This is a genomic window from Vibrio sp. 10N.286.51.B11, from assembly GCF_041469245.1.
GTDB lineage: Bacteria > Pseudomonadota > Gammaproteobacteria > Enterobacterales > Vibrionaceae > Vibrio > Vibrio crassostreae_C.
On the sequence record NZ_JBFRKI010000037.1, the window covers coordinates 29,601 to 56,179 of the forward strand.

The 26,579-nt window shown below is 45.3% G+C and carries 24 protein-coding genes and 1 riboswitch; of the genes, 12 read left to right on the forward strand and 12 right to left on the reverse strand.

The genetic code is table 11. The features are described 5' to 3' along the window. The first annotated feature begins 55 nt into the window (after positions 1-55). Positions 56-1,780 (forward strand): SLC13 family permease, encoded by a 1,725-nt coding sequence (locus AB4154_RS17545; RefSeq protein ID WP_050622153.1) that lies wholly within the window; start codon positions 56-58, stop codon positions 1,778-1,780. Positions 1,781-1,804: 24 nt separating this feature from the next. After that, positions 1,805-2,425, forward strand: a complete 621-nt coding sequence (gene cysC, locus AB4154_RS17550; RefSeq protein WP_017058889.1) for an adenylyl-sulfate kinase — start codon at positions 1,805-1,807, stop codon at positions 2,423-2,425. A gap of 163 nt (positions 2,426-2,588) precedes the next feature. Here cysC and AB4154_RS17555 read toward each other — a convergent pair whose 3' ends face one another. The 7 genes from AB4154_RS17555 to AB4154_RS17585 all read right to left on the reverse strand — a co-directional run bounded on the left by AB4154_RS17555 (position 2,589) and on the right by AB4154_RS17585 (position 8,352). Further along, entirely contained in the window at positions 2,589-3,497 is a 909-nt protein-coding gene (locus AB4154_RS17555; protein WP_017058890.1) for a TIGR03899 family protein, read from the reverse strand. Between the two features lie 514 nt (positions 3,498-4,011). After that, complete coding sequence (locus AB4154_RS17560) at positions 4,012-4,527, reverse strand: DUF3299 domain-containing protein (RefSeq protein WP_017058892.1); 516 nt, start codon at positions 4,525-4,527, stop codon at positions 4,012-4,014. A 14-nt stretch (positions 4,528-4,541) separates the two neighbouring features. Continuing rightward, positions 4,542-5,801 (reverse strand): ABC transporter permease, encoded by a 1,260-nt coding sequence (locus tag AB4154_RS17565; RefSeq protein ID WP_017058893.1) that lies wholly within the window; start codon positions 5,799-5,801, stop codon positions 4,542-4,544. Then, the gene (locus AB4154_RS17570; protein ID WP_017058894.1) at positions 5,798-6,514 is read right to left on the reverse strand and encodes an ABC transporter ATP-binding protein; all 717 of its coding nucleotides are present in this window, start codon (positions 6,512-6,514) and stop codon (positions 5,798-5,800) included. The genes AB4154_RS17565 and AB4154_RS17570 overlap by 4 nt, the downstream gene beginning before the upstream one ends. A gap of 141 nt (positions 6,515-6,655) precedes the next feature. Then, the gene (locus AB4154_RS17575) at positions 6,656-7,378 is read right to left on the reverse strand and encodes a DUF2796 domain-containing protein (protein WP_017058895.1); all 723 of its coding nucleotides are present in this window, start codon (positions 7,376-7,378) and stop codon (positions 6,656-6,658) included. A 40-nt stretch (positions 7,379-7,418) separates the two neighbouring features. Next, positions 7,419-7,709 (reverse strand): DUF2607 family protein, encoded by a 291-nt coding sequence (locus tag AB4154_RS17580; protein WP_017063722.1) that lies wholly within the window; start codon positions 7,707-7,709, stop codon positions 7,419-7,421. A gap of 91 nt (positions 7,710-7,800) precedes the next feature. Beyond that, positions 7,801-8,352, reverse strand: a complete 552-nt coding sequence (locus AB4154_RS17585) for a YtfJ family protein (RefSeq protein ID WP_017058897.1) — start codon at positions 8,350-8,352, stop codon at positions 7,801-7,803. 253 nt (positions 8,353-8,605) lie between these two features. Between AB4154_RS17585 and AB4154_RS17590 the strand changes: the two genes are divergently transcribed. Beyond that, complete coding sequence (locus tag AB4154_RS17590) at positions 8,606-8,806, forward strand: DUF1107 family protein (RefSeq protein WP_017058898.1); 201 nt, start codon at positions 8,606-8,608, stop codon at positions 8,804-8,806. A gap of 110 nt (positions 8,807-8,916) precedes the next feature. On the opposite strand, the gene msrA is transcribed toward AB4154_RS17590, so the two are convergent. After that, complete coding sequence (msrA, locus tag AB4154_RS17595; protein WP_017058899.1) at positions 8,917-9,546, reverse strand: peptide-methionine (S)-S-oxide reductase MsrA; 630 nt, start codon at positions 9,544-9,546, stop codon at positions 8,917-8,919. A 195-nt stretch (positions 9,547-9,741) separates the two neighbouring features. On the opposite strand from msrA, the gene AB4154_RS17600 reads away from it, so the two are divergent. Genes AB4154_RS17600 through AB4154_RS17610 form a run of 3 tightly spaced genes read left to right on the forward strand, consistent with a single transcriptional unit; the run spans position 9,742 to position 15,584 of the window. Then, positions 9,742-11,454, forward strand: coding sequence for an autotransporter assembly complex family protein (locus AB4154_RS17600; protein WP_065584316.1), 1,713 nt, complete (start codon positions 9,742-9,744; stop codon positions 11,452-11,454). Continuing rightward, positions 11,451-15,209, forward strand: a complete 3,759-nt coding sequence (locus tag AB4154_RS17605; RefSeq protein ID WP_136973681.1) for a translocation/assembly module TamB domain-containing protein — start codon at positions 11,451-11,453, stop codon at positions 15,207-15,209. The genes AB4154_RS17600 and AB4154_RS17605 overlap by 4 nt, the downstream gene beginning before the upstream one ends. Before the next feature lie 18 nt (positions 15,210-15,227). Beyond that, positions 15,228-15,584, forward strand: a complete 357-nt coding sequence (locus AB4154_RS17610) for a gamma-glutamylcyclotransferase (protein ID WP_136973682.1) — start codon at positions 15,228-15,230, stop codon at positions 15,582-15,584. An 87-nt stretch (positions 15,585-15,671) separates the two neighbouring features. On the opposite strand, the gene fbp is transcribed toward AB4154_RS17610, so the two are convergent. Further along, on the reverse strand, positions 15,672-16,682 hold the full coding sequence (fbp, locus tag AB4154_RS17615) for a class 1 fructose-bisphosphatase (protein WP_017063728.1): 1,011 nt from the start codon (positions 16,680-16,682) through the stop codon (positions 15,672-15,674). Positions 16,683-16,952: 270 nt separating this feature from the next. On the opposite strand from fbp, the gene mpl reads away from it, so the two are divergent. From mpl to thiQ, 5 genes are all read left to right on the forward strand, one after another. Further along, complete coding sequence (gene mpl, locus AB4154_RS17620; RefSeq protein WP_372123707.1) at positions 16,953-18,311, forward strand: UDP-N-acetylmuramate:L-alanyl-gamma-D-glutamyl-meso-diaminopimelate ligase; 1,359 nt, start codon at positions 16,953-16,955, stop codon at positions 18,309-18,311. A gap of 38 nt (positions 18,312-18,349) precedes the next feature. Next, positions 18,350-18,973: a flavin prenyltransferase UbiX gene (locus AB4154_RS17625; RefSeq protein ID WP_016787846.1), complete on the forward strand. Its 624-nt coding sequence runs from the start codon at positions 18,350-18,352 to the stop codon at positions 18,971-18,973. Between the two features lie 43 nt (positions 18,974-19,016). Then, a riboswitch (TPP riboswitch) is annotated at positions 19,017-19,136 on the forward strand. Between the two features lie 53 nt (positions 19,137-19,189). After that, positions 19,190-20,182, forward strand: a complete 993-nt coding sequence (thiB, locus tag AB4154_RS17630; RefSeq protein WP_372123709.1) for a thiamine ABC transporter substrate binding subunit — start codon at positions 19,190-19,192, stop codon at positions 20,180-20,182. A 91-nt stretch (positions 20,183-20,273) separates the two neighbouring features. Continuing rightward, positions 20,274-21,887 (forward strand): thiamine/thiamine pyrophosphate ABC transporter permease ThiP, encoded by a 1,614-nt coding sequence (gene thiP, locus AB4154_RS17635; protein WP_136973684.1) that lies wholly within the window; start codon positions 20,274-20,276, stop codon positions 21,885-21,887. Further along, positions 21,887-22,591 (forward strand): thiamine ABC transporter ATP-binding protein, encoded by a 705-nt coding sequence (gene thiQ, locus AB4154_RS17640; protein WP_017071293.1) that lies wholly within the window; start codon positions 21,887-21,889, stop codon positions 22,589-22,591. The genes thiP and thiQ overlap by 1 nt, the downstream gene beginning before the upstream one ends. A gap of 125 nt (positions 22,592-22,716) precedes the next feature. Here the strand turns inward: thiQ and yjgA are convergent, their stop codons facing one another. Continuing rightward, positions 22,717-23,241 (reverse strand): ribosome biogenesis factor YjgA, encoded by a 525-nt coding sequence (gene yjgA, locus AB4154_RS17645; RefSeq protein ID WP_017069408.1) that lies wholly within the window; start codon positions 23,239-23,241, stop codon positions 22,717-22,719. Positions 23,242-23,359: 118 nt separating this feature from the next. Here yjgA and pmbA point away from each other — a divergent pair, with 118 nt between their 5' ends. Continuing rightward, the gene (pmbA, locus tag AB4154_RS17650; protein WP_171733234.1) at positions 23,360-24,703 is read left to right on the forward strand and encodes a metalloprotease PmbA; all 1,344 of its coding nucleotides are present in this window, start codon (positions 23,360-23,362) and stop codon (positions 24,701-24,703) included. Between the two features lie 96 nt (positions 24,704-24,799). On the opposite strand, the gene mgtE is transcribed toward pmbA, so the two are convergent. Both mgtE and AB4154_RS17660 read right to left on the reverse strand, forming a co-directional pair. Next, positions 24,800-26,155: a magnesium transporter gene (gene mgtE / locus AB4154_RS17655; protein WP_017058911.1), complete on the reverse strand. Its 1,356-nt coding sequence runs from the start codon at positions 26,153-26,155 to the stop codon at positions 24,800-24,802. A gap of 148 nt (positions 26,156-26,303) precedes the next feature. After that, complete coding sequence (locus AB4154_RS17660; protein ID WP_017066670.1) at positions 26,304-26,579, reverse strand: HPr family phosphocarrier protein; 276 nt, start codon at positions 26,577-26,579, stop codon at positions 26,304-26,306.

Here is a 26,579-nt window from a genome sequence, read left to right on the forward strand (position 1 = left end):
AACAGCTTATTGAATCAGGCGGAAACCGATCGTTTCCGCCATAAAGGACGAGTATATGTGGCAACAAGGATTTGTATTAGCGATTTTGCTCGGCATCATTACTTGCCTGCTCGTTACCCGTATTAAGCCAAGCTTTATCTTTGCTGGCGCGGCGTTTATTGCTTTTATGGCTGGCATGATCGACTTGTCGAGCTTGGCTAATAACTTCACTAACTCCTCGTTACTGACTTTAATTCTTCTGATCCTCGCATCAAGTGCGTTGGAGAAAACTCGCTTAATCAGCTGGGTTAGCCGCAATATCTCTGAAGGTAGGCTAGGTACCGTGGTTGCGAAGTTGGGTATTTCTACAGCGTTACTTTCTTCTTTTACTAATAACACCGCGGTGGTTGTTTCTTTGATCGGGGCGATCAAACGTAATCAACAGCACGCGCCGTCTAAGTTACTTATCCCTTTGTCATACGCTGCCATCTTAGGTGGCACCCTGACATTGATCGGCACCTCTACCAATTTGATCATCAATAGTTTTGTTGAAGATGCAGGTTTACCGAGCTTAAACTTTTTCACACCTACCTTGATCGGTTTAGCGGTTTTGGTCGGTGGGGTATTGATCCTTATTCCTCTTAGCTATTTTCTACCCAGCTACGATGATGGTTCTCAAGATGATCTGCCTTACTTTCTCGAGGCGCGAGTTGAGCCAGGTTCTCCATTAGTTGGCCGTAGCGTCAGTGAAAATAATCTTAGAGCTCTTAGAAAACTGTTCTTAGCCGAAGTGATTCGAGACGGTAAAACCACCGCGTCGATTGACCCTGATTTTATTCTTCAAGCTCGTGACCGATTGCTGTTTTGTGGTGATGTTGAGAGCGTGGCGACACTGCAAGAAATTCAAGGACTGACTCTGTTTGGTCAGCATCATTTGAATGGCCAGAGCTTTGTTGAAGTGGTGGTGAGTTCATCAGCAAGTTTTTGTAACAAAACCCTGAAAACTAGCCAGTTTAGAGACCGTTTCGATGCGGTTGTGGTTGCTATTCGTCGTGGCCATGAACGCCTAGAAGGTGGGCTAGGGAATATCACATTGACCGCTGGTGATACCTTGATTTTGGTTCCAGGTAAACGCTTTGAAGAACAGCGCCAACAACACAACAAAGAGTTTGTGTTGATGAATGACTTAGATTCGAGTGCCAAGCTTGATGCCGACAAATCGACGTTCGTGTTGCTCGGCTTTGCTAGCGTGATTGGTTTAGCCCTTGTCGATGCAGTACCGATTATCAAAGGCTTAGCTGGTTTTCTACTGTTGCTGGTGGCATTTGGCGTGGTGCAGCTGGGTGAGCTCCGCCGCCGTTTCCCAGTTGATATTGTGGTGATCGTGGGCTCTGCACTTTCTATAGCTCAACTGATGATTTCATCGGGTTTATCTGAGCGGATGGGGCTGATGTTTATGGAGGCGTTTAATGGCTGGGGCGTATTCGGTGCGTTAGTTGCTACCTACTTTATGACTTTGGTTTTGACAGAGCTGGTGACCAATAATGCGGCTGCAGCACTCTCATTTCCGATTGGCTACAGTATGGCAGTAGGTTATGGCGTTGACCCTATGCCGTTCATCATGGCGGTACTGTTTGGTGCCAGTGCCAGTTTTATATCTCCATACGGTTATCAAACCAACTTACTTGTTTATAGCGTAGGTAATTACCATTTAACGGATTACCTACGTATCGGCATACCAATCTCGATTGTATATTCGGGCTTGGTGCTGACCCTAATTCCTTATTTTTTCCCATTTTAATGCTGTTTATTTAAAGGACTAATTATGACCGCAGTACTCAAACCCAAAGATGAGAATGTTGTGTGGCATCAACACTCGATTGATAAAACATTTCGCGCGGATCTGAAATCACAAAAGCCAGCCGTGCTCTGGTTCACGGGGTTGTCTGGTTCTGGTAAATCGACAGTCGCTGGAGCATTAGAAAATCGCTTGGCACAGATTGGTTACCATACTTATTTATTGGATGGCGACAATGTGCGTCATGGATTATGTAGTGACCTTGGCTTCTCTGAGCAAGATCGTCGAGAGAACATCCGTCGTATTGGTGAGCTTGCTAAATTGATGGCAGATGCAGGCTTGATCGTGTTGTCAGCCTTTATTTCTCCGCATCAAGCTGAAAGGCAACTCGTGAGAGATTTATTGCCGGAAGGTGAGTTTCTTGAGGTGTTCGTCAATACGCCATTAGAGGTTTGCGAACAGCGTGATCCTAAAGGTCTGTATAAGAAAGCACGTGCCGGAGAGATCCCGAACTTTACAGGTATTAGTTCAGTGTACGAAGCGCCTCAGAACCCTGAGATTGATCTACCTGCAGGTGAGAAGACACTCGATGAATTGGTCGAACTGTGTATTGATGCGTTGGAGAAGCGAAATATTTTAGCCAATTGAGATCGTTGGTACGACTAAGGCTGTTCACTTACTTATCGACTTATTCATGACTGATAAGTAGTACAGCCTTGGTTTACCGAGACAAGAAACCTATCCCCTAGATTCTCTTTATTCCTCTTAATACTTCACTTCTTACATCGTCTATTTTAGCTCCGTAGAGTGTCTAGACGGTGTAATTCACGCTGCTTTTCACTTCTGTCTGTACTGTGAATTTCTGGCTCAATAGTGCAATCAGTTGATCGTAATACTGCGTGTTTGGCTTGTTACCGAGCAAGGTACAAAGCTCATTGCCTGTAGGGCTGAATCGGTAGTAAACCAGCTTCACGCCTTTTGATAATGGTGCCAGTGACATGCTCTTACCTTGATAGGTTAGGTGCAGGGCTGGATCGAAATCAATCTCTCCGGATTCTAATTCTGTGCCCAGAATAATCCCGAGCTCTATCAAGTGGAGCAAGCTGGAGTAGGGCAGGTTGTGCCCACCAAGGTTGATGGTGTTGGTGGTGTCCCTTTTGCCAAAGTTGAATAGCCCAGCATGAGATTTAAAGCCGAGTAAGAGCTTTCTGCTGTTATCGCTACCAAAACTGCAGCCTAATGAAGCTGCTCTTTGTAAGGTCAGTGCTTCCTTTGGCGTCATGTCTTTTAAGATTTGCAGTGCCTTCATCGACGTCGAGCCTGGGTTGGTGACTTCTCGTTTCAGTACTTGAGCCCATAGCCTCTGCATCGATGTATTGTGGATCTCTTGTGCCATGTCGAAGAAACGGTATAGCCAGTCCTGATCCGGGTCTCCAGCCGCTTCATCCTTACATGAAGAGTGCGCCAACTTTAGAATCTGTTCTAGGTTCTTTTGGCGAAGCTCTCTACGTTTTTTCTCTCGCAATAGTGCCCGTTCGATAAGCGTACTCTCAGCTTTATCCTTTGGCTTGGCACTATGACTAATTAAGAAATCGAGGCCGAAGCTTTGTGCGATGTGCAGCATTCTGCTGGCACTGTCGGCAATATGAGGCTTTTTCTCATGCTTTTGCTGTGTATCGCTAGCATGCTCAATGATCACTGGCTGTTTGGTTTCTGACATAAGAGTACCGTTAGGAGACGACTCAAGACCAATCGTAGTAAATAATTGCTCGCTCTAGCTTGTTAAAACGCTTGATAACTGAGCTACAATTTTTGATTGTAGAATAACCACTTATCAAAAAGCTCCGCCTGGTTCTCAAGCCTTTTTTCTACGCTATTTCTGAACACTTACTTATTGTGATTGGTATAACTGTCTAAAATGTAACTCTTTATCTTATTGGTGGCTAGATTTTGCGTGCAGAGTTGAAGGTTTCAACAAAATTTTACTTTTGCTAGTGATAATAAAATGTTAAATTTGTTGTAATTCTCAAGGAGGAGTTATGAATCAAGCCAATGATAACAAGCTGAAGAAACAGCTTAGTATAGGGTTATTACTCGCGACTTATGTCGCTGTTCTAGCTTACTTATCTAATTACATCGCGTAATTCAGAAGAAAATTATCGTTATTAAACTGTTATTGAATGATCACACTCGTTCAGTGACGGCAGCTCATCCTTGAGCCACCCTTCTAATGACTACATGTCGTCATACTCTTCAATCGCAGTACCTTCAATAAGATAACCGGTTTGCGCTAAGTCATGGCTGATTGACTCAGTTTTCAGCGTTCCGACCAAATAGATCACATCCCATAACTGCTGTATTGGTGCACCTTTCGGGAACTTCACGTAGATGATTTGGTTCGGTGGCGGCGGTGGCACGTGGATACATGCGCCAAAGTACGGTACCAGCAGAAACTCAGTGATCATATTCTCATCACCTTCCAATGGAATCACAAAGCCAGGAATCTTCACTGTGCTGCCATTCAGCTCTGGGCGAACAGCACCAAGTGTCGATTGTTGAGGTTTGTCCATACTATTGTGGTCAACCATCGGCATACCAAATGAATCTAGCTGAGCACGTTCTGATTCTGGAATCAAATCAATCCATTCAAGTGTTAATACCGATTCGTCATTCTGAGTGGTTTCAGCGTGAGCTGTACTGATAAATGGGAACAGAAGTAGCCCAAGTATCAGTAGGAATTTGCGTTGCATCGTAGGTTCCTATTTTAGATTCGAATCGTCATGCCATCAGACAATGACTGGCGGTAAGCCCTGAAAGCGGGAATAAAGCCGATAATGATTCCGGCAACTTGTACCAGCATAAGCAGTTTCCACTCATGCGGTGTGATTGCGGATATCGATATGTTGATACCATAACTTTGTTGCACAATAGGAGCAACCACTGCGATCAGCGCAAACAGCACTGCAACACCTAATGTAATGCCAAGGAAGGTTAGTGCACTGGCTTCACTGATCAGTAAACCAAACACATGACGAGGTCTTGCGCCCATCGCACGTAGGATAGCCATCTCTCGACGCCTTTCTTGCAAGCTAGTGAGTAGGCTACTGAGCATACCCAATAATCCGGCGACAACAACAAACCCTGAAACAATCAGTAATGCTTGTTCTGCTACAGCCATCATTCCCCACAATTCGTGAAGCGCAATGCCCGGCATAATGGCGCTTAAAGGTTCTTGGCGGTAGTTATTGATTTCTCGTTGCAGTGCGAAGGTTTGGATCTTCGATTTAAGGCCAACCATCATCGCGGTAATCTGCTTCGGTTGGAAGTCACGTTGCTTTAGCGCTTCAGCATTCGGTGTGTGCCCGAGGTTGGCACCTGATTCCCAGCCAACATGAATTGCTTCGATTGCCTCTAGCGATACGTGTACGGTTTTGTCTACTGGTGTTCCTGTTGGCGCGAGTATTCCCACAATCTTGAAGGGCAGATTATCGTGACGGCTAAACGCAACATCACTGATACCGTGCGCAAGAATGATTTGATCACCTATTTTGTAATCTAGCTTCTTCGCGACGTCGGCACCAATCACTACGTCAAATAGCTGATTAAACTCTTTGCCTTGCTGAAAAGTAAGTGGTTGCTTACTTCCATAGCGATAATTCTCGAAGTAGCTATGGTTCGTGCCCATTACGCGGAAGCCTTTATGTGAATCACCCAATGAGATTGGGATCGCCCACTTTACAGCGTTGTGCTGGCTAAATTCTTCATAGCTTTTCCAGTCGATGTTGTTGGTCGCATTACCGATTCTAAATACGGAATAAAGCAGCAGGTTTACCTGACCAGAGCGGCCACCGACGATAAGGTCAGTACCTGAAATCGTATTGGCGAAGCTGCTCTTAGCTTCGGTTCTTACACGTTCCACACCGAGTAATAGAATGACGGATACAGCCACAGTGAGAATAGTTAGAATGGCTGTGGCTTTACGGTTGAGTACGCTTTTTAAGGCTAAGTGAGTAATTACTTTCATACGACAACCTTAGCTTGGTTAACGGTTTTTAAATCTATGGTTCGAGTGAACAACTTTTCTAGTGTTGGATCATGGCTAACAAAGATAAGAGTAGAACCTGCCTGGTTGGCTTGTTCTAACAACAGTTCGATAAAAGCTTCTCGGTTGTCATGATCCAAAGCCGAGGTTGGCTCGTCGGCAATAATGATTTTGGGTTGGCCGATCAAAGCACGAGCGGCAGCAACACGTTGTTGTTGACCGATGCTTAACTCGGTAACGGGCTTGTCCATTAAAGCTTGAGGTAGCTTTAATCTGAGTAACAACTCTCGAGCCGTCTCTTGTAAGCTTTTCTGGCTTTCAGCGACTTGCTGTTTACGTATCTGTGAAAACTGGCAAGGAAGCGTCACGTTATCGATAACTGATAGATAAGGAAGCAGGTTAAATTGTTGGAAAATATAACCAATATGATCGGCTCTGAATTTATCTCTTTGACGAGGTGTAAGCTGAGTGAGGTCTTGATCAAGGATAGAGACTTCTCCTTGCTCAGCTTGGTTGATTCCGGTCAGTAGCCCTAACAAAGTTGATTTTCCACAACCACTTGGCCCTTTAATAAAAAGGTGCTCTTGGGCTTGGATGTGAAGAGAGGGGATCTCTAGCGTTGGTGGTAATTCAGGCTTCCAACGAAAGCTGATATTTTCGAGTTTGACCACAAGTGATGAACTGTCAGAAGACATGCTAGCTCCAATAATTAAAGCGGTGTATCTACTGGACAGTAATTTGAAACATAAATTCCCAGGAACACACCGATTTGAACAGCCAAGTAAGCGATGACTTACCTGGCTGTTTATTTTACGTTTAATCCGATCTAGGAGTGATTAGAATCGGAAACTAATACGCTCTGCGTTAAGCACTTCTTGTACTTGAGCTGTGTCTGTTAGTAGGTTCACCGTCATTTTTTCAGTGTTGCTGAACTTAGAGAACCACTGAGTGCTAACTGTGTCTAGCTTAGCAACATCTGAACATTCATAGTGGTACTCAACAGTGAACTCACCGTGGCCACCTTCTGAGTGATCGTGGCCTTCATGATCGTGGTGGTCGTGACCTTCGTGGTCATCATGATCGTGCTCAGCGTGGTCATGGTCTTTGTGGTCATCATGATCGTGTTCAGCGTGGTCATGGTCTTTGTGGTCGTCATGATCGTGTTCAGCGTGATCATGGTCTTTGTGGTCGCCATGACCGTGTTCCGCATGGTCATGGCCTTCATGGTCGTCATGACCGCCTTCTAAGGTGTTTGCTACTGACTTGAACTTCAGAGTACAACTCGCATTGTTAAAACTAAACAGCTCTTCTGGCTTGTTTAATTGTGCGATAGCCTGTTCAAACACTTTCTTCTGTTCTGCAGTTTTTGGAGCATGTTCAAACCCAACCACATCTGCGCCTGGAGCTGTTACTTCAACAAGCAATTCTTGCCCATCTTGCGCGATGTTTACTTCAACTTGGCCATGTACGTGTGCATCATGAGAGCGGAATTCTTCGTTAGCTAGAACATTTGTAGAGACAGTCATGCCGATAACAACGGCTAAAAAAGTAGGTTTCATGTTTTTTCCTGAATAAAGGTTAATTAAAAAGTAGTGGTAATTAAGCGATATTTACAGGAGGTGAGCGTGCCAAATAAGCGAAATATAGCCGCTGTAGTGAAGTTACTGACTCTGTGATAGCGACAGTAAATTCCGAATGGAACTCTGGAATCTGTGGTAGTGAGTGCGCTGTGATGAACTGATTAAGCGAAAACAGCTCACAATGGTGTGAGGTGTGGTGCTCTGGTGCGATATCCACAATGTGTGTTGCGGCTAACACGCTTAACATGAGCATAAGCCCAAGCAAGAAGCCTGTTTTGCGTTTCACATTGTTGGGTGTGTTTTGCCACATCAGGATGATTAACCACAGAATTAAAAAAAGGATACTGTTATAATATAACAATATCCTTTGGTTAGGTCTCGAAAAAGACGCGAATATATTATTAAAGGCTCGCTTTAATCAACTCAATGACTTGAGTGACTTCTGATTCGTTTAATGCACCTTCTTTTACAAACAAGATTTTACCTTGATTGTCTTGAACGATAATCGCTGAGCTTTCTTCTTTTAGAGCCCATGTTGACGCAACGGCGCCGTCTTCATCTAGGACCATAGAAGACCATGGAAATTCTTCTTTGCTGCTTTCGGCAGAGGACTTAACAAAAGACCCAGTACCCCAAATCGCATCATCTTGGTTGATGATAGTGGTGGTTTGGTAGCTGTCTTCTGAGAATTTCGATGCGGTAATGGCTGCCATCAGTGGTGCGTTGAGCTCTTTAGAGCTGCTGCGGCCAGCGATAGCTTGAACGACGCGAACTTTACCTAGAAGATCATTGGTTGCCCAAGCTTGATATCCAGTATTTCCGTCGTTTAGAACAATCTCACCATAGTTACTCACATCGACGGCAGGCAGGGTAGCGCCTACTGATAGGTTGTGAGCATTGGCGAAGAGTGGAGAGGCTGCGGCTAGAAAAGCCAGTAGAGTTTTGTTTTTCATTATATTTTTGTTCCGCTTATTGGTTTGCACAGGAAGTATAATATGAAATTTGAAAAATGCCTCTTTAACTTTTTTATCGTACGACGTAGAAAGAAGTTGCAGGCTTGTTACCAAAAGGTATAATGCATCAATATCAAGATGAACAATAGATTATCTTGCTGTTTGCTAAAGGAATTAGCGATTAAATGTGCTTTGAACAGCGACGCTGTTCAGGTATGTGACTGTAGTACTCAAATGGAATTGAGGTTGTATTATGTTAAGAAAATTTTCTACTTACCGTCCACGTCAGGTGGCGCGTTTCGTTAAAGTCCTGTTCAAAGGCCAATTTGCTATTGAAGGTGTTGGAGAGTTTCGCTTCGACCAAGGCAAGGTGCTACTTCCTGAAGTTTCAGACAAACAAAAGCTCACTATTTTTAAAGAAGTTAACGGCACCATTGCAGCGTTGCCGGTGTAACTGAGCTTTATCGATTTGTCTTGCACCGAATAGATTAACAATGAAAAGGGCTTCCTGATGGAAGCCCTTTTTTAATGCGTGTCGTTCACGATGGTATGTCGAACGGCACTTTATTGTGGAGGGAAGCACACACCTGTTCCACCCAACCCGCAATACCCATTCGGATTTTTAGCTAGGTATTGCTGGTGGTAGGTTTCTGCGAAAAAATATTTTCCAGCAGGCAGAACTTCCGTCGTGATCTCGTTGCCTAAAGATTCAGTCATTGCTCGTTGATATTCACGTTTAGAGTGCTCAGCGATAGATTGTTGTTCTTCACTGAAGGTGTAAATCGCAGAACGGTACTGAGTCCCTAAATCGTTGCCTTGGCGCATCCCTTGAGTTGGGTCATGACGCTCCCAAAAGGTTTCAAGTATTCGAGCTAGAGAGGTTTGTTCACTATCAAATATGACACGAACGACCTCGGTATGGCCGGTTTGCCCAGTACATACTTGTTCATAAGTGGGATTAACTGTGTATCCGCCAGCGTAACCAACGGATGTTGAAATAACGCCATCCAATTGCCAAAACAAACGCTCAGCTCCCCAGAAGCACCCCATACCAAACAGGACTTCTTGTTGAGAGCCCGTGGGTGCATCGAGCAGGTCGGTTTGATTGACGAAATGGCGCTCAGTGATTCGAATTGGGTCAGCATTTCCCGGTAGTGCGGTTGCTGCAGAAACCAGTTGTTGTTTGTTTAGCATGTTATATTCCTTTTCGCATACGTTTACCGCGCTGGCTTTTATTTAACGTGGGTTCATATTAACTGTTGGTCAATATTGAATAAGTCTTTAAATTAGACCGTGTTATTCCAGGATTTATTACAGACTCAATGCCTATTTAGCGGTATTATTTCTTTTCACTTATTAACGTATTGATAACTTCTTCACCAATTAAACATGATAAGAAAAACTTTACCAGTTCTGATTGGCACTCTATTGTCATCGACGCTCGCTTTCGCTGACGTTTCCCTTGAAATCAAAGGGCTAGATGGAGCGCTTGAGGATAATGTTGATGCTTATCTGAGTGCGATCCCTGAAGAAGAGTATTCGGTTTCACTAAGATTCCAATCCCGCTTGGAATCTATGATTAAAGAAGCCCTGAATGCGTTAGGCTACTACCACCCTAAAATCACATTTACTCACTCCGAAGATGATACCGAAATGACCGTTACGGTTGAGCCGGGAGAGCCTGTTGTTATTTATACTTCAGATATCGTTCTAACTGGTGAAGCCAAGGATGACCCAGACTTTTTAGCCTTGATAGCGAAGAGTAGCTTGTCTAAAGGTTCGACTCTGAATCATGGTAATTATGACTCTTTGAAATCGTCGATCCGCAACCTTGGCTTAGCGAAAGGCTACTTCGATGGTGCTTATGATCTTAGTAAGCTAGAAGTCGCTCCTGAATTGAACCGCGCTTATGTTCGTCTTCATTATAACAGTGGTATCCGCTATCACTTTGGTACTACTCAGGTTACTGGTAGCCAGATAGAAGAAGATAAGGTGCAGTCACTTAAACCATTTGAGGATGGCGAACCTTACTCAATCACCAAAGTCGGTGAGTACAACCAAAACCTGTCCAATACGGATTGGTTCTCCTCGGTATTTGTTGAACCAGATTTAAGCCAGTTAGGCGAAGGCCGAGAGATCCCGATGAAGGTTAGCCTTGCTCCGCAAGCTCGTAACCAAATCGAAACGGGTATCGGTGTATCCACCGACCTTGGCGTAAAAGGCACTCTGAAGTGGAAAAAACCTTGGGTTAATGAACAAGGCCATAGCTTCAATAGCAGCCTGTCGATTTCTAAACCTGAACAGACAATTACCGCTACCTATAAAATCCCTCTGGATGACGTGCTGAACGACTACTATCAAGTTAAGTACGGTATGAAAAACTTGGATAATCGTGATACCAAGAGTTTGGAGTCAAACTTAGCGCTAGAAAGATATTGGCGACTGGATAACGGTTGGCAACGCACGGTCTTCATTCGATACTTGGTCGAAAACTATGAGCAAGGTTTGCAGGATGATTTAGCGCAATTTGTGCTGCCGGGTATCTCTTTCTCACGCACTCGAACGCGAGGCGGTTCGATGCCGATGTGGGGCGATAAACAAACCATTATGGTTGAAGCGGGTGATGATACCTTGTTATCTGAAACTAAGGTTGTTCGTTTTCAAGGTCAAACCGCTTGGATTCGAAGCATTGGCGACAATCACCGAGGCTTAACTCGACTTCAATTTGGCGGCAACTTTGCCGACGAGTTTGATAAGCTATCTCCCTCCCTAAGATTCTTTGCTGGTGGTGACAATAGCATTCGTGGTTATGGTTATGAGTCGATCTCTCCTCGAGATGAAAGTGGCGCACTAACGGGTGCCAAATTCATTGCAACCAGCTCGTTTGAATACCAATACCGCTTGGTTGGAAACTGGTGGGGCGCAGCATTCTACGACATTGGTGATGCCTTCAATGATAAACCTGAATGGAAACATGGTACCGGCGTCGGGGTTCGTTGGGCGTCGCCCGTCGGCCCTGTGAGCTTAGATTTTGCTTGGGGTCTAGATGCAGCAAAAGGTGATGAGTTCCAGTTACACTTTAGTTTAGGGCCAGAATTATGATCAAAGTGATGGGCAAGTGCATCAAGTGGACGTCGATCTCATTGACGTCTATTTTGCTGTTGTTGATAGCCTTGCTAGGTTTTGTTTTGTTCACCAATCCAGGGTTGAACACTGTGTTGTGGGGCGCTGAAAAAGCGTTGCCACAGCTTAAAGTGGAAAGCACTAAAGGGGCTCTGTTCCCGAGCTTTACGCTTAATAATGTTCAGTTTAAAGATGACAGCCTGCATATAGACACCAAAGTTCAAAAGCTGAACTTGGCGATTAATCCTCGCTGTCTGCTCGACCCTAAGTTGTGTGTCGATCGTTTAGCGATTCAAGGATTGGACTTCGCATTTACTGAACTGCCTCCGGCCTCTACAGAAGAAACAGAACCTACTCCGCCCGTAACATCGGTAAAAACACCGTTGCCAATCGTAATCAACCGTATCGCTTTGTCTGATATCAAGTTGAATATCTTAGGGCATGAAATTGAATGGAGCTTGTTCTCTACGGCTTTGAGTATGCAGGGCGAAAAGCTAACTGTATCGCCAACCTTATTCAATGATCTTAAGGTTAAACTCGCTGAGTCGACAGAAGAACCGCAAGCAGAAAAGGTTGAGCCAAAAGCTGCCGTTAAAACGGCTATCGAATTGCCGGAAGTCTGGATTCCTCTGCAGGTTGTGTTGGAGCGTTTTGACCTCAACCGTTTCACCTTAGAACAAGAAACACCAATCGTTGTTAACCACCTTGGGCTAGAAGCTCGCGCGGGCAAACACACGGTTGATGTTTCAACTCTCGAACTCGATATGCCACAAGCAAGCGCCAATCTAACCACGAAGGTTGAGCTCAAGGGCGGTTACCCGCTAGAACTTTCTTTGGATGCGTTGGTGAAAGAAACCGACCTTGTTGGGCAGAAGTTGTCTCTGAAAGCACAAGGCAGCGTGGCTAAGCTAAACCTAGACTCCCAATTTTCTGAGCTGATTGAGGCAAAGTTGTCTGGGGATATTCAACCCTTAGAACCGACTCTGCCATTTGACCTTCTTTTAGAGGGCGGACAAGCACAGTGGCCCCTTACCGGAAAAAGCGATTACCAAGCGACAATTGAGCAATTTAAAGCTGATGGCTCACTAGATGGTTTTAATGTTCTTCTTAAAGGTGAAGCCGATGGTAAGGAAATCCCTGAATTAGCCATCGATCTACAGGGTAAAGGCACGACGGAACAAATTGTTCTCGAGCGTCTAAAGCTCAACACGCTAGGCGGTGAGCTTAACGGTGTCGTTAAAGCGAACTGGAAGAGTCTCGTTAACTGGCAAGCTGACGTGACACTCAAAGATATTCAACCGGGTCTGCAGTGGCCAGAAGCTGAGGGCAACATTAGTGGAAACATCGTCACCTCAGGTGAGTTGACGGAAGCGGGCGGCTGGGCGATTGAACTGCCTAAATTGGATATTGAAGGGATCTTGCGAGAATACCCTCTGGATATCGAAGGTCAGTTGTCAGCGTCGGATCGCAGCGCGAGCGGTGAACCAAAACTGAAAACCAGTGGTTTGAGCTTAGCTCACGGTGTTAACTCGATTAAGGCTCAGGGTGAGCTTGATAAGAAATGGGACATGGGTGTTGAGATTCACTTCCCTGAGCTTGTAAAAAGCGTCCCTGATTTGAAAGGTAAAGTGATTGGTAACATCCAGCTCAGTGGTCCAACGAAAAAGCCTGAAGTCGATCTCGCTCTAAATGTGGATAAGGTAGATTGGAATAACGAAGCAACACTAGAATCCTTGTCGCTTAATGGTTCTGTGGTTCCTCTGCCATTGCCTGAAGCTCAAGCTGATCTTGAATTAAAAGCTAACAACCTAACCTATCAAGATCAGAGCGTAAAAAGCATTGATCTCACGGTGAGTGGTGGTGAGAAGAAACACACAGTGACACTTGATGTGATATCCGACATCGTGTCTACAAGCTTAGCTATTTCCGGAGAGTTGATTCAAAAGCCTTCTCTTATTTGGTATGGATCGTTAGACAGAGTCAAAATCACCACTCAGCAAGGTCCTTGGGTGTTAGAGCAACCTGTCGCGATAAATGCGGATGTTGATAAACAGTTTGCCGATGTTCAAGCGCACTGTTGGAAACAATCGGGTTCGAGCGTGTGTTTGGATGAAGACGTTCGTGCCGGAAAATCGGGTGAGGCCAAGGTAGCCATCAATCAATTCGATTTCGAGCAGATTAAAGCCTTTGTGCCTAAAGAGACGCAATTACAGGGCTTAGTCAATGCGACTGCTCATGCAAAGTGGTCTGAACAAGATGAGCCTGAAGTCACGGTAAGCGTTGATATGCCGAAAGGTCAGGTTGTTCAACAAGTGGGTGAGCCAATCACACTGGGTTGGGAAAGCGTTGCATTGAATGCCCAACTGAAAGACAACAAACTGGATGCCGATTTTAAGTTGGATGTTTCCGACAATGGTGACCTGTCTGGCACGGTGTCGTTACCGGATATTCTTGCCGAAGACAAAATGGTCGATGCGGCAATTAAGCTGACCACGTTCCATCTTGATTTCTTACAACCAATTCTAGGTGAATACAGCTTATTGAAAGCCGACCTTGAGAGTGATCTTCAAGTTAAAGGCTCTCTGATGCACCCTCAAGTCTTTGGTCAATTCTCTGTTGATGGTATTCAAGTCAAAGGCGATGTTACGCCTGTTGATGTGAAAGATGGCCGCATCGACCTCGACTTTGATGGTTATAGTGCAAAACTGGATGCGAATGTCGAAACACCTGATGGTCACCTTGATATTGAGGGAACCGGAGATTGGCAAGATCTTAAAGCATGGCATTCGAACGTTAGAGTTTTCGCTGATGAGTTGATGGTTGATATCCCACCGATGGTTAAGGTGAAGGTCGTACCTGATATGACTATTGATGTCACACCAGATCTGGCGAAAATCACCGGTGATATTGCATTACCATGGGGACGAATTGTTGTTGAAGATTTACCACCGTCAGCGGTTGGCGTCTCTTCTGATCAGGTTATTTTGAATAAAGATCTAGAGCCAGAAAACGAAGATACGATTCCATTCAATGTGATGACGAATATTAATATCTCCATTGGTGATGACTTTAAACTGTCTGCCTTCGGTCTTGAAGGTGATTTGGTCGGTAAGCTCAACGTGGCTCAAAAAGACCAAGGTCCATTTATTACAGGTGAAGTGAACATCGTCGATGGTACTTATCAATCATTCGGGCAAGACCTCTTGATCGAAGAGGGTAAGATCCTAATGAATGGACCACCGGATCAGCCATACGTAGCCATCAACGCGATTCGTAATCCTGATAATACTCAGGATGACGTGACCGCTGGTATTCGAGTGACTGGCCCTGCGACAGAGCCTACCATCGAGATTTATTCTGACCCAGCGATGCCACAAGCGAACGCACTGTCTTATATTTTGCGTGGCCAAGATATCGACGGTGAGTCGAGCGGTTCGATGACAACGACTTTAATCGGTTTGAGTTTAGCGAAGAGTGGTAAGGTTGTTGGTGAAATCGGTGAAGCCTTTGGTGTAAAGGACTTGCAACTGGATACTGCAGGCTCTGGCGATGACTCTCAAGTGACGGTAAGTGGTTACATCCTGCCTGGCTTACAGGTGAAGTATGGTGTGGGTATCTTTAACTCGTTAGGTGAGTTTACCGTTCGTTATAGATTGATGCAGGATCTCTATGTTGAAGCTGTTTCTGGCCTAGACAGTGCTGTGGATCTTCTCTATCAATTTGAGTTCGAGTAGAGCCGTATGGGAGGGCATATGCAGCATCTTGTTTTTGTCTATGGAACCTTGAGGCAAGGTCAGTCCAATCACCATTATTTGCAGGGCTGCGATTTATTAGGGCAGTTTGATACACCTAAGGAATACGCACTTTTTGATTTAGGTGTCTATCCGGCGATGATTTTGGGAAAGAAAAGTGTCGCTGGTGAGGTCTATATCATTAACGACGAAATTTTAGAGTCGCTCGATCGGCTAGAAGATGTTCCTGTTGAGTATCGTCGCGAGCAAATAGAGACTATATTTGGATTAGCATGGGTATATTTGTATCAGCTTGATCTAACAGCTAATAAAGAAATACTTTCGGGTAACTGGTGTCAGCGGAACAATGATTCCTAACTAGTTAATCACCTTACGAGACAACAAAAAGCCAGCACTGAGGTGCTGGCTTTTTAATAGCGTTAGTTTGAGAATGAAATGAGAGGGTTACTCAGGGTTCAGCTCAAGAAACTCTTCTACTTTACGTACCATTTTTGTTGAACCAACGAAGAAAGGCACACGTTGGTGTAGCTCAGTTGGTTTGATATCCATGATACGCTGTGCACCGTCTGATGCAATACCGCCAGCTTGCTCCATAAGGAAAGCAATAGGGTTGCACTCGTAAAGCAGACGCAGTTTACCTTGAGGGTGACTTTGCGTGCTTGGGTACAAGTAGATGCCGCCTTTCAAAAGGTTACGGTGGAAATCTGATACTAGAGAACCGATGTAACGTGATGTGTAAGGGCGGTTGTCGCTTGGCTCATTTTCTTGGCAGTACTTGATGTACTTCTTAACACCCGTAGGGAAGCGGATGTAATTACCTTCGTTGATTGAGTAAATCTTACCTTCGTCTGGAATCATCATGTTTTCATGAGATAGGCAGAAGGTACCCAGTGATGGGTCGTAGGTGAAGCCATTTACGCCAGCACCTGTTGTGTATACAAGCATGGTTGAAGAACCGTAAATCACGTAACCCGCGGCTACTTGCTTGTGTCCTGGCTGTAAGAAATCTTCTTGTGTTGGTGGTGTACCGATCGGTGATACTCGACGGTAGATAGAGAAAATTGTACCAACCGATACATTTACATCGATGTTTGATGAGCCATCTAGTGGATCCATCAGTACAACGTATTTTGCGTTTTTGTTGAGCTCTTTATTGAAGGCGACAGCTTCGTCTTCTTCTTCACTTGCAACACCACAAACTTGGTCACGGGCTTCTAGAGCCGCTTTAAATTTGTCGTTCGCGTAAAGGTCTAGCTTTTGCTGCTCTTCACCTTGCACGTTGTCTGTACCAACAGCGCCAGTGATGTCGACTAGGCCAGCCTTGTTGATCTCACGGTTAACAATTTTTGCAGCAAGTCGAATAGACGACAAAAGGGATGATAGATCACCGCTTGCATGGGGGAAGTCACTCTGTTTCTCAACAATGAACTCACCAAGGGTGCGCATCTCAGACATGTTATTTCCTTAAACTTCTCTCAATATTAGGGGGGATTTGAGCACTGTAGATTCGGCCTCTTGAGTGGGCTTTATTCATCTAGACGCTTACCTAAATTCTAAAGGTTAGATCTTTTTAATGGTAATGAACTAAGCGACACAGATCTCACTTACTATGTCGACTCAATTTGTTTTGCATTGCCGCTCGCTTTTAAGCGCCATTTAATGATAATGAGTGCAAGCCGTTTTAATTAGGCACTGTTTATTTAGCCAAGCGTTTGGAAGCAATTTATGCATATTCATATCTTAGGAATTTGTGGCACCTTCATGGGTGGTGCTGCGGTATTGGCTCGTCAATTAGGTCACAAGGTTACGGGTAGTGACGCGAATGTTTACCCACCAATGAGCACCTTGTTGGAATCACAAGGGATTGAAATTATTGAAGGGTTCGACCCTAGCCAATTAGAACCAAGGCCAGATCTCATGGTTATCGGTAACGCAATGAGCCGCGGTAATCCGTGTGTTGAGTATGTGTTGGATAACAACCTTAGATACACCTCTGGTCCTCAGTGGTTGCAAGAGTTCTTACTGCATGACCGTTGGGTGTTAGCGGTATCGGGAACGCACGGTAAGACCACGACATCAAGCATGTTGGCTTGGATCTTGGAAGACTGTGGCTATGCACCGGGCTTCTTAGTTGGCGGAGTGTTGGGTAACTTTGGTATCTCTGCTCGCCTTGGTGAAAGCATGTTCTTCGTGGTAGAAGCCGACGAATACGACAGTGCTTTTTTCGATAAACGATCTAAGTTCGTTCATTACCACCCAAGAACCTTAGTGATGAATAACCTAGAGTTTGATCATGCGGACATCTTTGACGATCTTGAAGCGATTAAGCGACAATTTCATCATTTGGTGCGTACTGTGCCAAGCAATGGTCGCATTTTCTCACCTAAGCAAGACAGCGCTATTGAAGATGTTCTAGCTCGCGGTTGCTGGAGTGAAACTGAATCGAGTGGCGAGCAAGGCGACTGGGATGCCAAGAAACTGGTCAAAGATGGCTCTCAATTTGAGGTTTACTTCCAAAATGAATGTGTTGGAACCGTAAATTGGGATTTAGTGGGCGACCACAACGTAAATAATGCTTTGATGGCGATTGCAGCTGCACGTCATGTGGGCGTGACACCTGACCTTGCTTGTGAATCACTAGCTACCTTTATTAATACTAAGCGCCGTTTGGAGTTTAAAGGCGAGGTGGCAGGTGTGTCTGTTTATGACGATTTTGCTCATCATCCAACGGCGATTGAACTTACGCTCGGGGGATTACGTAATAAGGTCGACACTAAGAAAATCATTGCCGTTTTAGAGCCTCGTTCTGCCACCATGAAACGTGGTGTGCACAAAGAAATACTGGCTGATTCGTTGAAGCAGGCGGATTCTACCTACTTATTCCAACCGGATAACATTGATTGGTCAGTTCAAGATGTTGCAGACGCTTGTCACCAACCGGCACACGTGAGTGATGACATGGATGCATTCGTTGCTAAAATTGTCTCAGAGGCACAAGCTGGCGACCAAATTTTGGTAATGAGTAATGGTGGCTTTGGTGGCATTCATCAAAAACTGTTGGATGGATTGGCACTCAAAGGCTAACGGCATCCACGACCTTATAATTTGAAGTAATTGAGAACATGACAAAACACGATAAAGCGATAACCCTTGCTTTCACTGGCGCATCTGGTGCGCCTTATGGCCTGCGTTTACTTGAATGCCTTTTGGCAGCCGACTATCAGGTCTACTTGCTGATTTCATCGGCAGCGCGAGTGGTATTGGCGACCGAGCATGAACTTAAGTTACCTGCTGGGCCAGATGCGGCGAAACAAGCTTTGGTTAAACATCTTGGCTGCGACCCTGAAAAGCTGGTGGTGTGTGGCAAAGATGATTGGTTCTCGCCGGTTGCCTCTGGTTCAGCTGCACCGAAGCAGATGGTCGTTTGCCCATGTTCCGCGGGAAGCTTGGCTTCGATTGCACATGGATTGTCGGATAACCTGATTGAGCGAGCAGCAGACGTAGTCATGAAAGAGCGAGGACAGCTGTTGTTGGTGGTTCGTGAGACGCCATTTTCGACGCTTCATCTAGAGAACATGCATAAGCTTTCGACCATGGGCGTGACGATCATGCCTGCAGCCCCAGGTTTTTATCATCAACCTAAGTCAATTGAAGATCTGGTCGACTTTATGGTAGCGCGTATCCTTGATCACTTAGGTATCGAACAAGGTTTAGTGCCACGTTGGGGCTACGATCAACGTAATTGATCTAAACTTGATAGCTTATTGTTAAAAATCAAATTACAATTCTGAACACTCATCGGGGAGCGAACCATTCAAATAATGAATGCGAGCTGAGATCAAGCAGATGCTTGGGACCCGTAAACCTGAACCAGATAATGCTGGCGTAGGAATTGAGTTAGGAACAACCTCTACCGTTCTCCTCCCTCAAACCTGTGCCGCTCAGACCATGGAGAGCGTCCAGTGAAATTCACATTAACTACCCTTGCTGTTACTACAGCTATTTCTTTTTCTGCCTTTGCTGCAGACAACACTTTGACCGTATACACCTATGATTCTTTTGCTGCGGATTGGGGCCCTCGTCCTGCCGTTGAAAAAGCATTCGAAGAGAAGTGTGGTTGTGATGTGAATTTTGTCGCTCTAGAAGATGGCGTGTCTATTCTGAACCGTTTACGTCTTGAGGGCGGTAACAGCAAAGCCGATATCTTGCTAGGTCTCGACAACAACCTGATGGCTGAAGCGAAAGCGACGGGCTTATTGGCTGAGCATAATGTTGATACTTCATCAGTAACGCTTCCTAATGGTTGGAACGACAGCACTTTTGTACCCTATGACTTTGGCTACTTTGCTTTTGTTTACAACAAAGAGAAGTTGGTAAACCCACCGAAGAGCCTTAAAGAGTTGGTTGAGCAGCGTGATGATCTTAAGGTTATCTACCAAGATCCACGTACATCAACACCAGGTCAAGGCATGATGCTTTGGATGAAATCAGTATACGGTGATGAAGCGACAGCAGCATGGAAGAAGCTTGCTCAGAAAACAGTGACTGTAACCAAAGGCTGGTCTGAAGCTTACTCAATGTTCCTAGAAGGCGAGTCGGATTTAGTCTTGTCTTACACAACGTCTCCTGCTTACCACATTATTGCTGAGAGCGATTCTAAGTACGCAGCAGCAAGCTTTGAAGAAGGGCATTACACTCAAGTGGAAGTGGCCGCCAAGGTTAAAGGCAGTAAGAACGAGAAACTTGCTGATGAGTTTATGGCGTTTATCCTAAGTGATGAATTCCAAACGGCGATGCCAACAGGTAACTGGATGTACCCAGTGACCGATATTGAGCTTCCAAAAGGGTTCGAGCAACTTACGGTTCCTCAGAAAGCGCTAAGCTTTACACCCGAAGAAATTGCAGCTAAGCGTAAGCCATGGATTCGTGAATGGCAGAGTGCACTTACTTTTTAATTTGCTTTTAAAAAATTAGCTTTCTAACTTTCTGTATTTAAAGGTTTGTTCGATGTTAACTGAGCGAACCATTTACGGTAAAAAACAATCTATGATAAAGAAAACACCTAAGGTTGGGATTTGGGTAGCGATACTCATTACTGCCTTCGTGGTTTCAGCAGTTGGGGCATTGCTTAGCAATGCCCCTTCTCTTGATATCAGCCAAGTATGGTCCGATCCTTACTATTGGCATGTAACGAAATTCAGCTTTTATCAAGCGACACTCTCAACAGTGCTGAGTGTTGGCTTTGCTATACCTATTGCTCATGCGCTGTGTCGTAGGCAATTTTTTGGACGCGCTTTGTTGTTAAGGCTGTTCGCGTCGACCTTAGTCCTGCCTGTGTTAGTGGGCGTATTTGGCTTACTTGCGATCTATGGCAATAGTGGTTGGTTAGCTAAGTTTTTGGCGAGCTTCGATATTGAATTGCCATTTTCCATATACGGATTGAATGGTATTTTGCTGGCGCACGTTTTCTTTAACTTGCCTTATGCCAGTCGCTTACTTTTACAAGCCTTAGATACCGTGCCTGCCGAGCAACACAAGCTTTGTGCTCATTTGGGTATGAGTCATTGGAACAAATTCAGATGGGTTGAATGGCCACGTTTAAGACAGCAATTGCCTCATGTGTGTGGCTTAGTCTTCATGCTGTGTTTTACCAGCTTTGCTACCGTGATGGCACTAGGCGGTGGACCTAAATCAACCACTATCGAACTCGCTATTTATCAGGCGATTAAATTCGACTTTGACCTTCAAGCTGGTGCCTTGCTCGCGATATGGCAAATGCTGCTGTGTGGTGTGCTAGCAGTGAGCATTCAACGGCTATCGAAACCTATTTCAGTGACGGCCAGTCAGTTGTCTGAAGAGAAATATTTGGTTAAGGACAGCTGGTGGTCAAAAGCTTGGGATAGCTTTTGGATCATAATAGTCTCAATGCTGGTATTGCCGCCATTAGCTATGGTTATCGTCAGTGGAATTAACTCGCAGGCATTAACCGTACTCAGCAGCGAGCCGTTTTGGGCGGCGTTAATTACCTCGGTTAAAGTCGCGTCATTAGCAAGTGTTATCGCAGTTGGTATTGGTATCGCCATACTGCTGACTAGCCGAGCATGGCGTTTACAGAACAAGAATTTTCGAGCCGATAAAATCGAGCTGATTGGCACTATTATCTTAGTGACTCCGGGGCTGGTGATCAGTACGGGGATCTTCTTATTACTGCGTTCATTCACCGATGTCTTTAGTTTAGCTTTCTTTATCGTGATTGCCGTCAACAGCTTAATGGCGCTGCCTTACGTAATTAAAACCCTAGCTCAACCTATGCTGCATTTGTCTCAGCAGTATCAGTATGTGTGTGCAAGCTTGGGAATGACAGGTTTCACGCGTTTTAGGTTAGTGGAGTGGCGAGCACTGCGTAAGCCGATGGCGCAAGCCTTCTCGATTAGCTTTATGTTGGCGATGGGTGACTTAAGCGCGATTGCTTTGTTTGGTAGCCAAGATTTTAGAACTCTGCCTTTGTACCTATTCCAATTGTTAGGCAGTTATCAAATGGAAGCTGCGGCGGTGGTTTCTGTGAGCTTACTGTTATTGAGTGTCGGCAGCTTTAGCTTAATAGAATTCTTATTTACTCGAAGATCTAAGCTCGATGCTAAAGAATTAAGGAACCGATGATGTTAGTGATGAAAGATGTGGATTACCACTATCACAGAGAGTTGTTTAGCTTTGATTTTCAAGCTGAGCAGGGCGATATTGTTGCGCTTATGGGGCCGAGTGGTGCGGGTAAGTCTACACTGTTGGCGCTAGTTGCTGGTTTCATCGAGCCTACATCGGGTGAGATATCAGTGGCTGGGCAGTCGCTTATTGGTAAAGAAGCACATCAGCGTCCGTTGGCGATGTTGTTTCAAGAGCACAACCTGTTTGCTCACCTTACGGTGCGAGAAAATATTGGTTTAGGTCTGCATCCAGGTTTAAAGCTTACTGCAACCCAAAAGCAAGCTGTGGAGCAAGCCGCAGCGCAAGTTGGCGTCGCTGAGTATTTGGATAGGTTGCCTGAGCACTTATCCGGCGGTCAACGCCAGCGTGTTGCGTTAGCGCGTTGTTTTGTCCAACCTCATGATATTTGGCTGCTTGATGAACCTTTCTCTGCGCTTGATCCTTTGCTGCGTGAAGAGATGCTTAGCTTAGTGAAGCGATTAGCGGCAGAGCGAAATATTACGGTCTTGATGGTGACTCACCATTTAGGTGACGCACGCAGTATCGCGAATAAGTTTGTGTTTGTGGCGCTAGGTAAGGTGTTGGTTGAAGACTCGATAGAGGCACTGACGGCGGATCATCCACAGACAGAATTAAGCTCATTTGTTAAAGCGGGTGAGTGACGACTCATCACTCCTGTGAGTATTTATTGATATTGAGTGCTTCTTGATATCGAGTACGTCAAAAACAAAAAGACCTAGCATGTGCTAGGTCTTTTATTCACTCTATGAGTAAAGCGAGATAACGATTAGTCTTCTAGCTTTAGCTCTTTTAAGATTTGGAAGATTTCACGAGAAGCCTTTGCTGGCTTGTTCGCTGATTTCTCTTTGTTAGCTTGGCGAGCTAGCTGACGAAGACGCTGACGGTCTGCTTCAGGGTACATGTCCATGACTTCTGAAATGGCAGCATCGCCTTCAGCAACAACGCGATCACGCAGTTGCTCAAGCTTGTGCAGTTCAGCGGTTGCTTGCGAGTGCTTGTTACGTACTTTATCCAAAGCCGCTTGAATTGGCTCAGGATCAACATTGCGCATTACTTTACCAATGTATTGAAGTTGACGGCGCTTCGCTTCATTTTTAAAGCGTTGTGCATCTTTAATCGCTTGTGCCAAATCTTCAGACAGAGGAAACTTGTCTAATACAGAAGGCTTCAGGGAAACAAGTTCTTCCCCCAGTTTTTGTAGCGCTTCCATGTCGGTTTTCATTTCTGTCTTACTTACCCAGATGATTTCTTCTTCTGGTTCCCATGGGGCTTTTTGGTTTTTGCGAGCCATCTTTTCTGCCTATGTCACTATCTCAAACGAATATATTGCCTATTTTAGCAAGAATCTTGGGGAGAAAGCGAAATTCTTGTTATCCTACGTAATATTGACCTAAAAAATTAGAATAGATATGGATGTAAAACAGCAAGTCGCCCAGCAAAGAGTTGAGCTAGAAGCCGCAGTAGCTAAAGCGTTGGATATGGCATCAGTGAGTGCAGACGCAGCTGAGGTCGCTATTACTAAGTCAACGGGTTTAAGTGTTTCAACACGTATGTGTGAAGTGGAAAACGTTGAATTTAATAGTGATGGTGCGCTAGGTATTACTGTTTATCGCGGCCAGAAAAAAGGCAGCGCATCTACATCTGATCTGAGTGAAAAGGCGATTGCTCAAACCGTCGCGGCCGCACTTGATATCGCTCAGTACACTTCTGAAGACCCGTTTTCAGGTCCTGCAGCAAAAGAATACATGGTAAAAGAAATTCCAGACTTGGATCTTTTCCACCCTGACGAGCCTAACCCTGACTATGCCGCTGAGATTGCGATTGCAGCTGAGAAGCAAGCGCTCGCTTATAGCGATAAGATCAAACAGAGTGATGGCGCGAGCTACGACAGTCACTACGGTGTTAAGGTTTACGGTAACAGTCATGGCTTACTAGCCAGCTACGCTTCAAGCCGTCATAGCACGAGCTGCTGCGTGATTGGGCAAGGCGCTAATGGTGAAATGGAACGTGACTACAGCTACACCGTTGCACGTCACCGTGACGAACTGTGGACGCCTGAGCGTGTAGGTCAGGAAGCTGCAGAAAAGACGATTAGCCGCTTGGATGCGAAAAAGCTACCAACAGGCCAATACCCAATTATGTTCGCTAACGATGTTGCGACAGGTCTTATCGGTCACCTTGTGATGGCGATCAGTGGCGGCAACCTTTACCGTAAGTCATCTTTCTTATTGGATCATTTAGGTCAGAAAATCCTACCTGATTGGTTCAATATCTCTGAGCGTCCTCACATCCTACGTGGTTTGGCTTCAAGCCCATTTGATAGCGAAGGTGTGTTCACTCAAGATCGTGAAATCATCACTGACGGTGTGCTAGCAACTTACCTACTAACGAGCTATGCCGCACGTAAGATGGATATGACGCCAACCGGTCATGCTGGTGGTATTCATAACTGGTTCGTTAAATCGACCGGTCAAAACTTTGAGCAGATGCTAAAAGAGTTGGGTACTGGCTTCCTAGTCACTGAAGTGATGGGCCAAGGCGTAAACACCGTAACGGGTGATTATTCACGTGGCGCTGCAGGTTTCTGGGTTGAAAACGGAGAGATCCAATACCCAGTATCAGAAGTAACAATCGCAGGTAACCTAAAAGACATGTTTACTCAGATTGTTGCTGTGGGTAACGACGTAGAAACACGTTCGCAAATTCAAACGGGTTCTATCCTGCTTGAGTCGATGAAAGTCGCGGGTGAGTAATTCAATTAAAGCGAATCTGATGAATTAAAAAAGGGAGCCGTGGCTCCCTTTTTGTTTTCTGTATTTCGCCAAAAATTGGCTAACTGCTTATGCTAACTAGATCAGTATGGTCGCTAAGCCTAGGAACACCGATAGGCCAATAACATCGGTTACTGTGGTCAGTGCCATACCGCCAGCAAGGGCTGGATCGATATTCATCTTCTTCAACATCACTGGGATAGTTACACCAGCAATACCTGCGACAATCAAGTTGGTCATCATCGCCGCTGAGATGATGCCTCCCAGTATCCAGTTACCTTTCCAAGCCACCACGATACCACCAATGATAACGGCCCATAGAACGCCGTTTAGGAAGCCGATGGCTGCCTCTTTGAGTAGCAGTTCGCGTTTGTTACTGTCACCGATATGACCGAGTGCCAAACCACGAATCACCAGAGCAACGGTTTGGTTACCCGCAACACCCCCCATCGAAGGCACGATAGTCATCAGAACCGCAATCGCTGCCATTTGATCGAGCGTTGCTTCAAACATGTTTGATACAGATGCTGCCGCCAGTGCTGCGAGTACGTTAGCACCAAGCCACACACTACGACGACGAGCAGATTTTACGACCGGTGCGAAGGTATCTTCGTCATCGTCCATACCCGCCATACTCATCATTGAGTGTTCGGCATCTTCACGGATAACATCAACCACGTCATCGATGGTGATACGACCAACAAGGTGCTGGTTACTATCGATGACAGGCGCAGAAACCCAGTTACGACGTTCAAACAGGCTCGCGATATCTGACGCACTGGTTTCTACCGCGATCGCTTCGTCGGCATCATCCATCACTTCTGAAACAGGGACATCAGGTTGAGTCGTTACTAGCGTGGTAAGTGATAGGTTACCGATAAGACGTTCTTCTTCATCAATAACATACAGAGCATCAGTTGCATCCGGCAGTTCGCCACGCATACGCATGTAGCGCAATACAACGTCAACATCGACATCACCACGAATCGTGATTACGTCGGTGTTCATGATCGCACCCGCTGAATCTTCAGGGTACGACAGGGCAGTTTCAACTAATGCACGATCGACGGAGTCCATTTGAGAAAGGACTTCGCGAGAAACATCGTCGGGTAGGCTTCGAAGTACGTACGCGACGTCATCGGTTTCCATACCTTCGGTTGCTTCTGCCAAGGTCTCAGGTGCCATTTTCGACACAAGAGCATCTTTGACGTCTTCGTTTAGTTCATCAAGAATTTCACCGTAGTCTTCAGGATCGGTGAGTTGCCAGAGTACGTCACGACTTTTGCGAGGGGAGGCTTCTAAAAGGTGTGCAATATCTTCAGGCTCCATGTCCTGAAGTTGTCGGCGTACGTGAACAAATCGGCCGTTTTCTAGGGCTTCGCTGACTTCTTGGAGGGTTTGGTGAGCTTGGTCGAATTCTAATTGCTCTGCCATATTTTCCTCCTATCTCATTATTCTAACAATGGTTGGAATAGTAACTTAATTCTGGGGCTTATTTAAATCATAAACTTAGATAGAACTAAGATTTAATATTGGTTGGTTCGTTGTTTGAGTCTTAGGCGTTGTGAGTGAAGCGTTTTCGCTACTCACCCTCATCAAACTTGTCTTCAATGAGATGACAGACGGCATCCAGTGCTTGCTGTGAATCGGTACCTGCAGCTTGAATCGTAATATGTTGCCCTTGCGCTGATTCCAGCATAAGTAACCCCATTACGCTGTCTGCTGTTGCTGTTTTATCTTCTTCGCTATGGATAGTGATGGTTGCATCAAAGCTTTGTGCAAGCTCAACCAACTTTACGGCTGCTCTAGCGTGAAGACCCAAGCGATTTTGGATCAGTACAGTTCGAGTTAATTCCAT

What these genes read in the sequence shown, in the direction of transcription:
- AB4154_RS17545 (WP_050622153.1), top strand. Translation starts at nt 56, where the DNA reads ATGTGGCAACAAGGATTTGTATTAGCGATTTTGCTCGGCATCATTACT.
- cysC (WP_017058889.1), top strand. Translation starts at nt 1,805, where the DNA reads ATGACCGCAGTACTCAAACCCAAAGATGAGAATGTTGTGTGGCATCAA.
- AB4154_RS17555 (WP_017058890.1), bottom strand. Translation starts at nt 3,497, where the DNA reads ATGTCAGAAACCAAACAGCCAGTGATCATTGAGCATGCTAGCGATACA.
- AB4154_RS17560 (WP_017058892.1), bottom strand. Translation starts at nt 4,527, where the DNA reads ATGCAACGCAAATTCCTACTGATACTTGGGCTACTTCTGTTCCCATTT.
- AB4154_RS17565 (WP_017058893.1), bottom strand. Translation starts at nt 5,801, where the DNA reads ATGAAAGTAATTACTCACTTAGCCTTAAAAAGCGTACTCAACCGTAAA.
- AB4154_RS17570 (WP_017058894.1), bottom strand. Translation starts at nt 6,514, where the DNA reads ATGTCTTCTGACAGTTCATCACTTGTGGTCAAACTCGAAAATATCAGC.
- AB4154_RS17575 (WP_017058895.1), bottom strand. Translation starts at nt 7,378, where the DNA reads ATGAAACCTACTTTTTTAGCCGTTGTTATCGGCATGACTGTCTCTACA.
- AB4154_RS17580 (WP_017063722.1), bottom strand. Translation starts at nt 7,709, where the DNA reads ATGTGGCAAAACACACCCAACAATGTGAAACGCAAAACAGGCTTCTTG.
- AB4154_RS17585 (WP_017058897.1), bottom strand. Translation starts at nt 8,352, where the DNA reads ATGAAAAACAAAACTCTACTGGCTTTTCTAGCCGCAGCCTCTCCACTC.
- AB4154_RS17590 (WP_017058898.1), top strand. Translation starts at nt 8,606, where the DNA reads ATGTTAAGAAAATTTTCTACTTACCGTCCACGTCAGGTGGCGCGTTTC.
- msrA (WP_017058899.1), bottom strand. Translation starts at nt 9,546, where the DNA reads ATGCTAAACAAACAACAACTGGTTTCTGCAGCAACCGCACTACCGGGA.
- AB4154_RS17600 (WP_065584316.1), top strand. Translation starts at nt 9,742, where the DNA reads ATGATAAGAAAAACTTTACCAGTTCTGATTGGCACTCTATTGTCATCG.
- AB4154_RS17605 (WP_136973681.1), top strand. Translation starts at nt 11,451, where the DNA reads ATGATCAAAGTGATGGGCAAGTGCATCAAGTGGACGTCGATCTCATTG.
- AB4154_RS17610 (WP_136973682.1), top strand. Translation starts at nt 15,228, where the DNA reads ATGCAGCATCTTGTTTTTGTCTATGGAACCTTGAGGCAAGGTCAGTCC.
- fbp (WP_017063728.1), bottom strand. Translation starts at nt 16,682, where the DNA reads ATGTCTGAGATGCGCACCCTTGGTGAGTTCATTGTTGAGAAACAGAGT.
- mpl (WP_372123707.1), top strand. Translation starts at nt 16,953, where the DNA reads ATGCATATTCATATCTTAGGAATTTGTGGCACCTTCATGGGTGGTGCT.
- AB4154_RS17625 (WP_016787846.1), top strand. Translation starts at nt 18,350, where the DNA reads ATGACAAAACACGATAAAGCGATAACCCTTGCTTTCACTGGCGCATCT.
- thiP (WP_136973684.1), top strand. Translation starts at nt 20,274, where the DNA reads ATGATAAAGAAAACACCTAAGGTTGGGATTTGGGTAGCGATACTCATT.
- thiQ (WP_017071293.1), top strand. Translation starts at nt 21,887, where the DNA reads ATGTTAGTGATGAAAGATGTGGATTACCACTATCACAGAGAGTTGTTT.
- yjgA (WP_017069408.1), bottom strand. Translation starts at nt 23,241, where the DNA reads ATGGCTCGCAAAAACCAAAAAGCCCCATGGGAACCAGAAGAAGAAATC.
- pmbA (WP_171733234.1), top strand. Translation starts at nt 23,360, where the DNA reads ATGGATGTAAAACAGCAAGTCGCCCAGCAAAGAGTTGAGCTAGAAGCC.
- mgtE (WP_017058911.1), bottom strand. Translation starts at nt 26,155, where the DNA reads ATGGCAGAGCAATTAGAATTCGACCAAGCTCACCAAACCCTCCAAGAA.
- AB4154_RS17660 (WP_017066670.1), bottom strand. Translation starts at nt 26,579, where the DNA reads ATGGAATTAACTCGAACTGTACTGATCCAAAATCGCTTGGGTCTTCAC.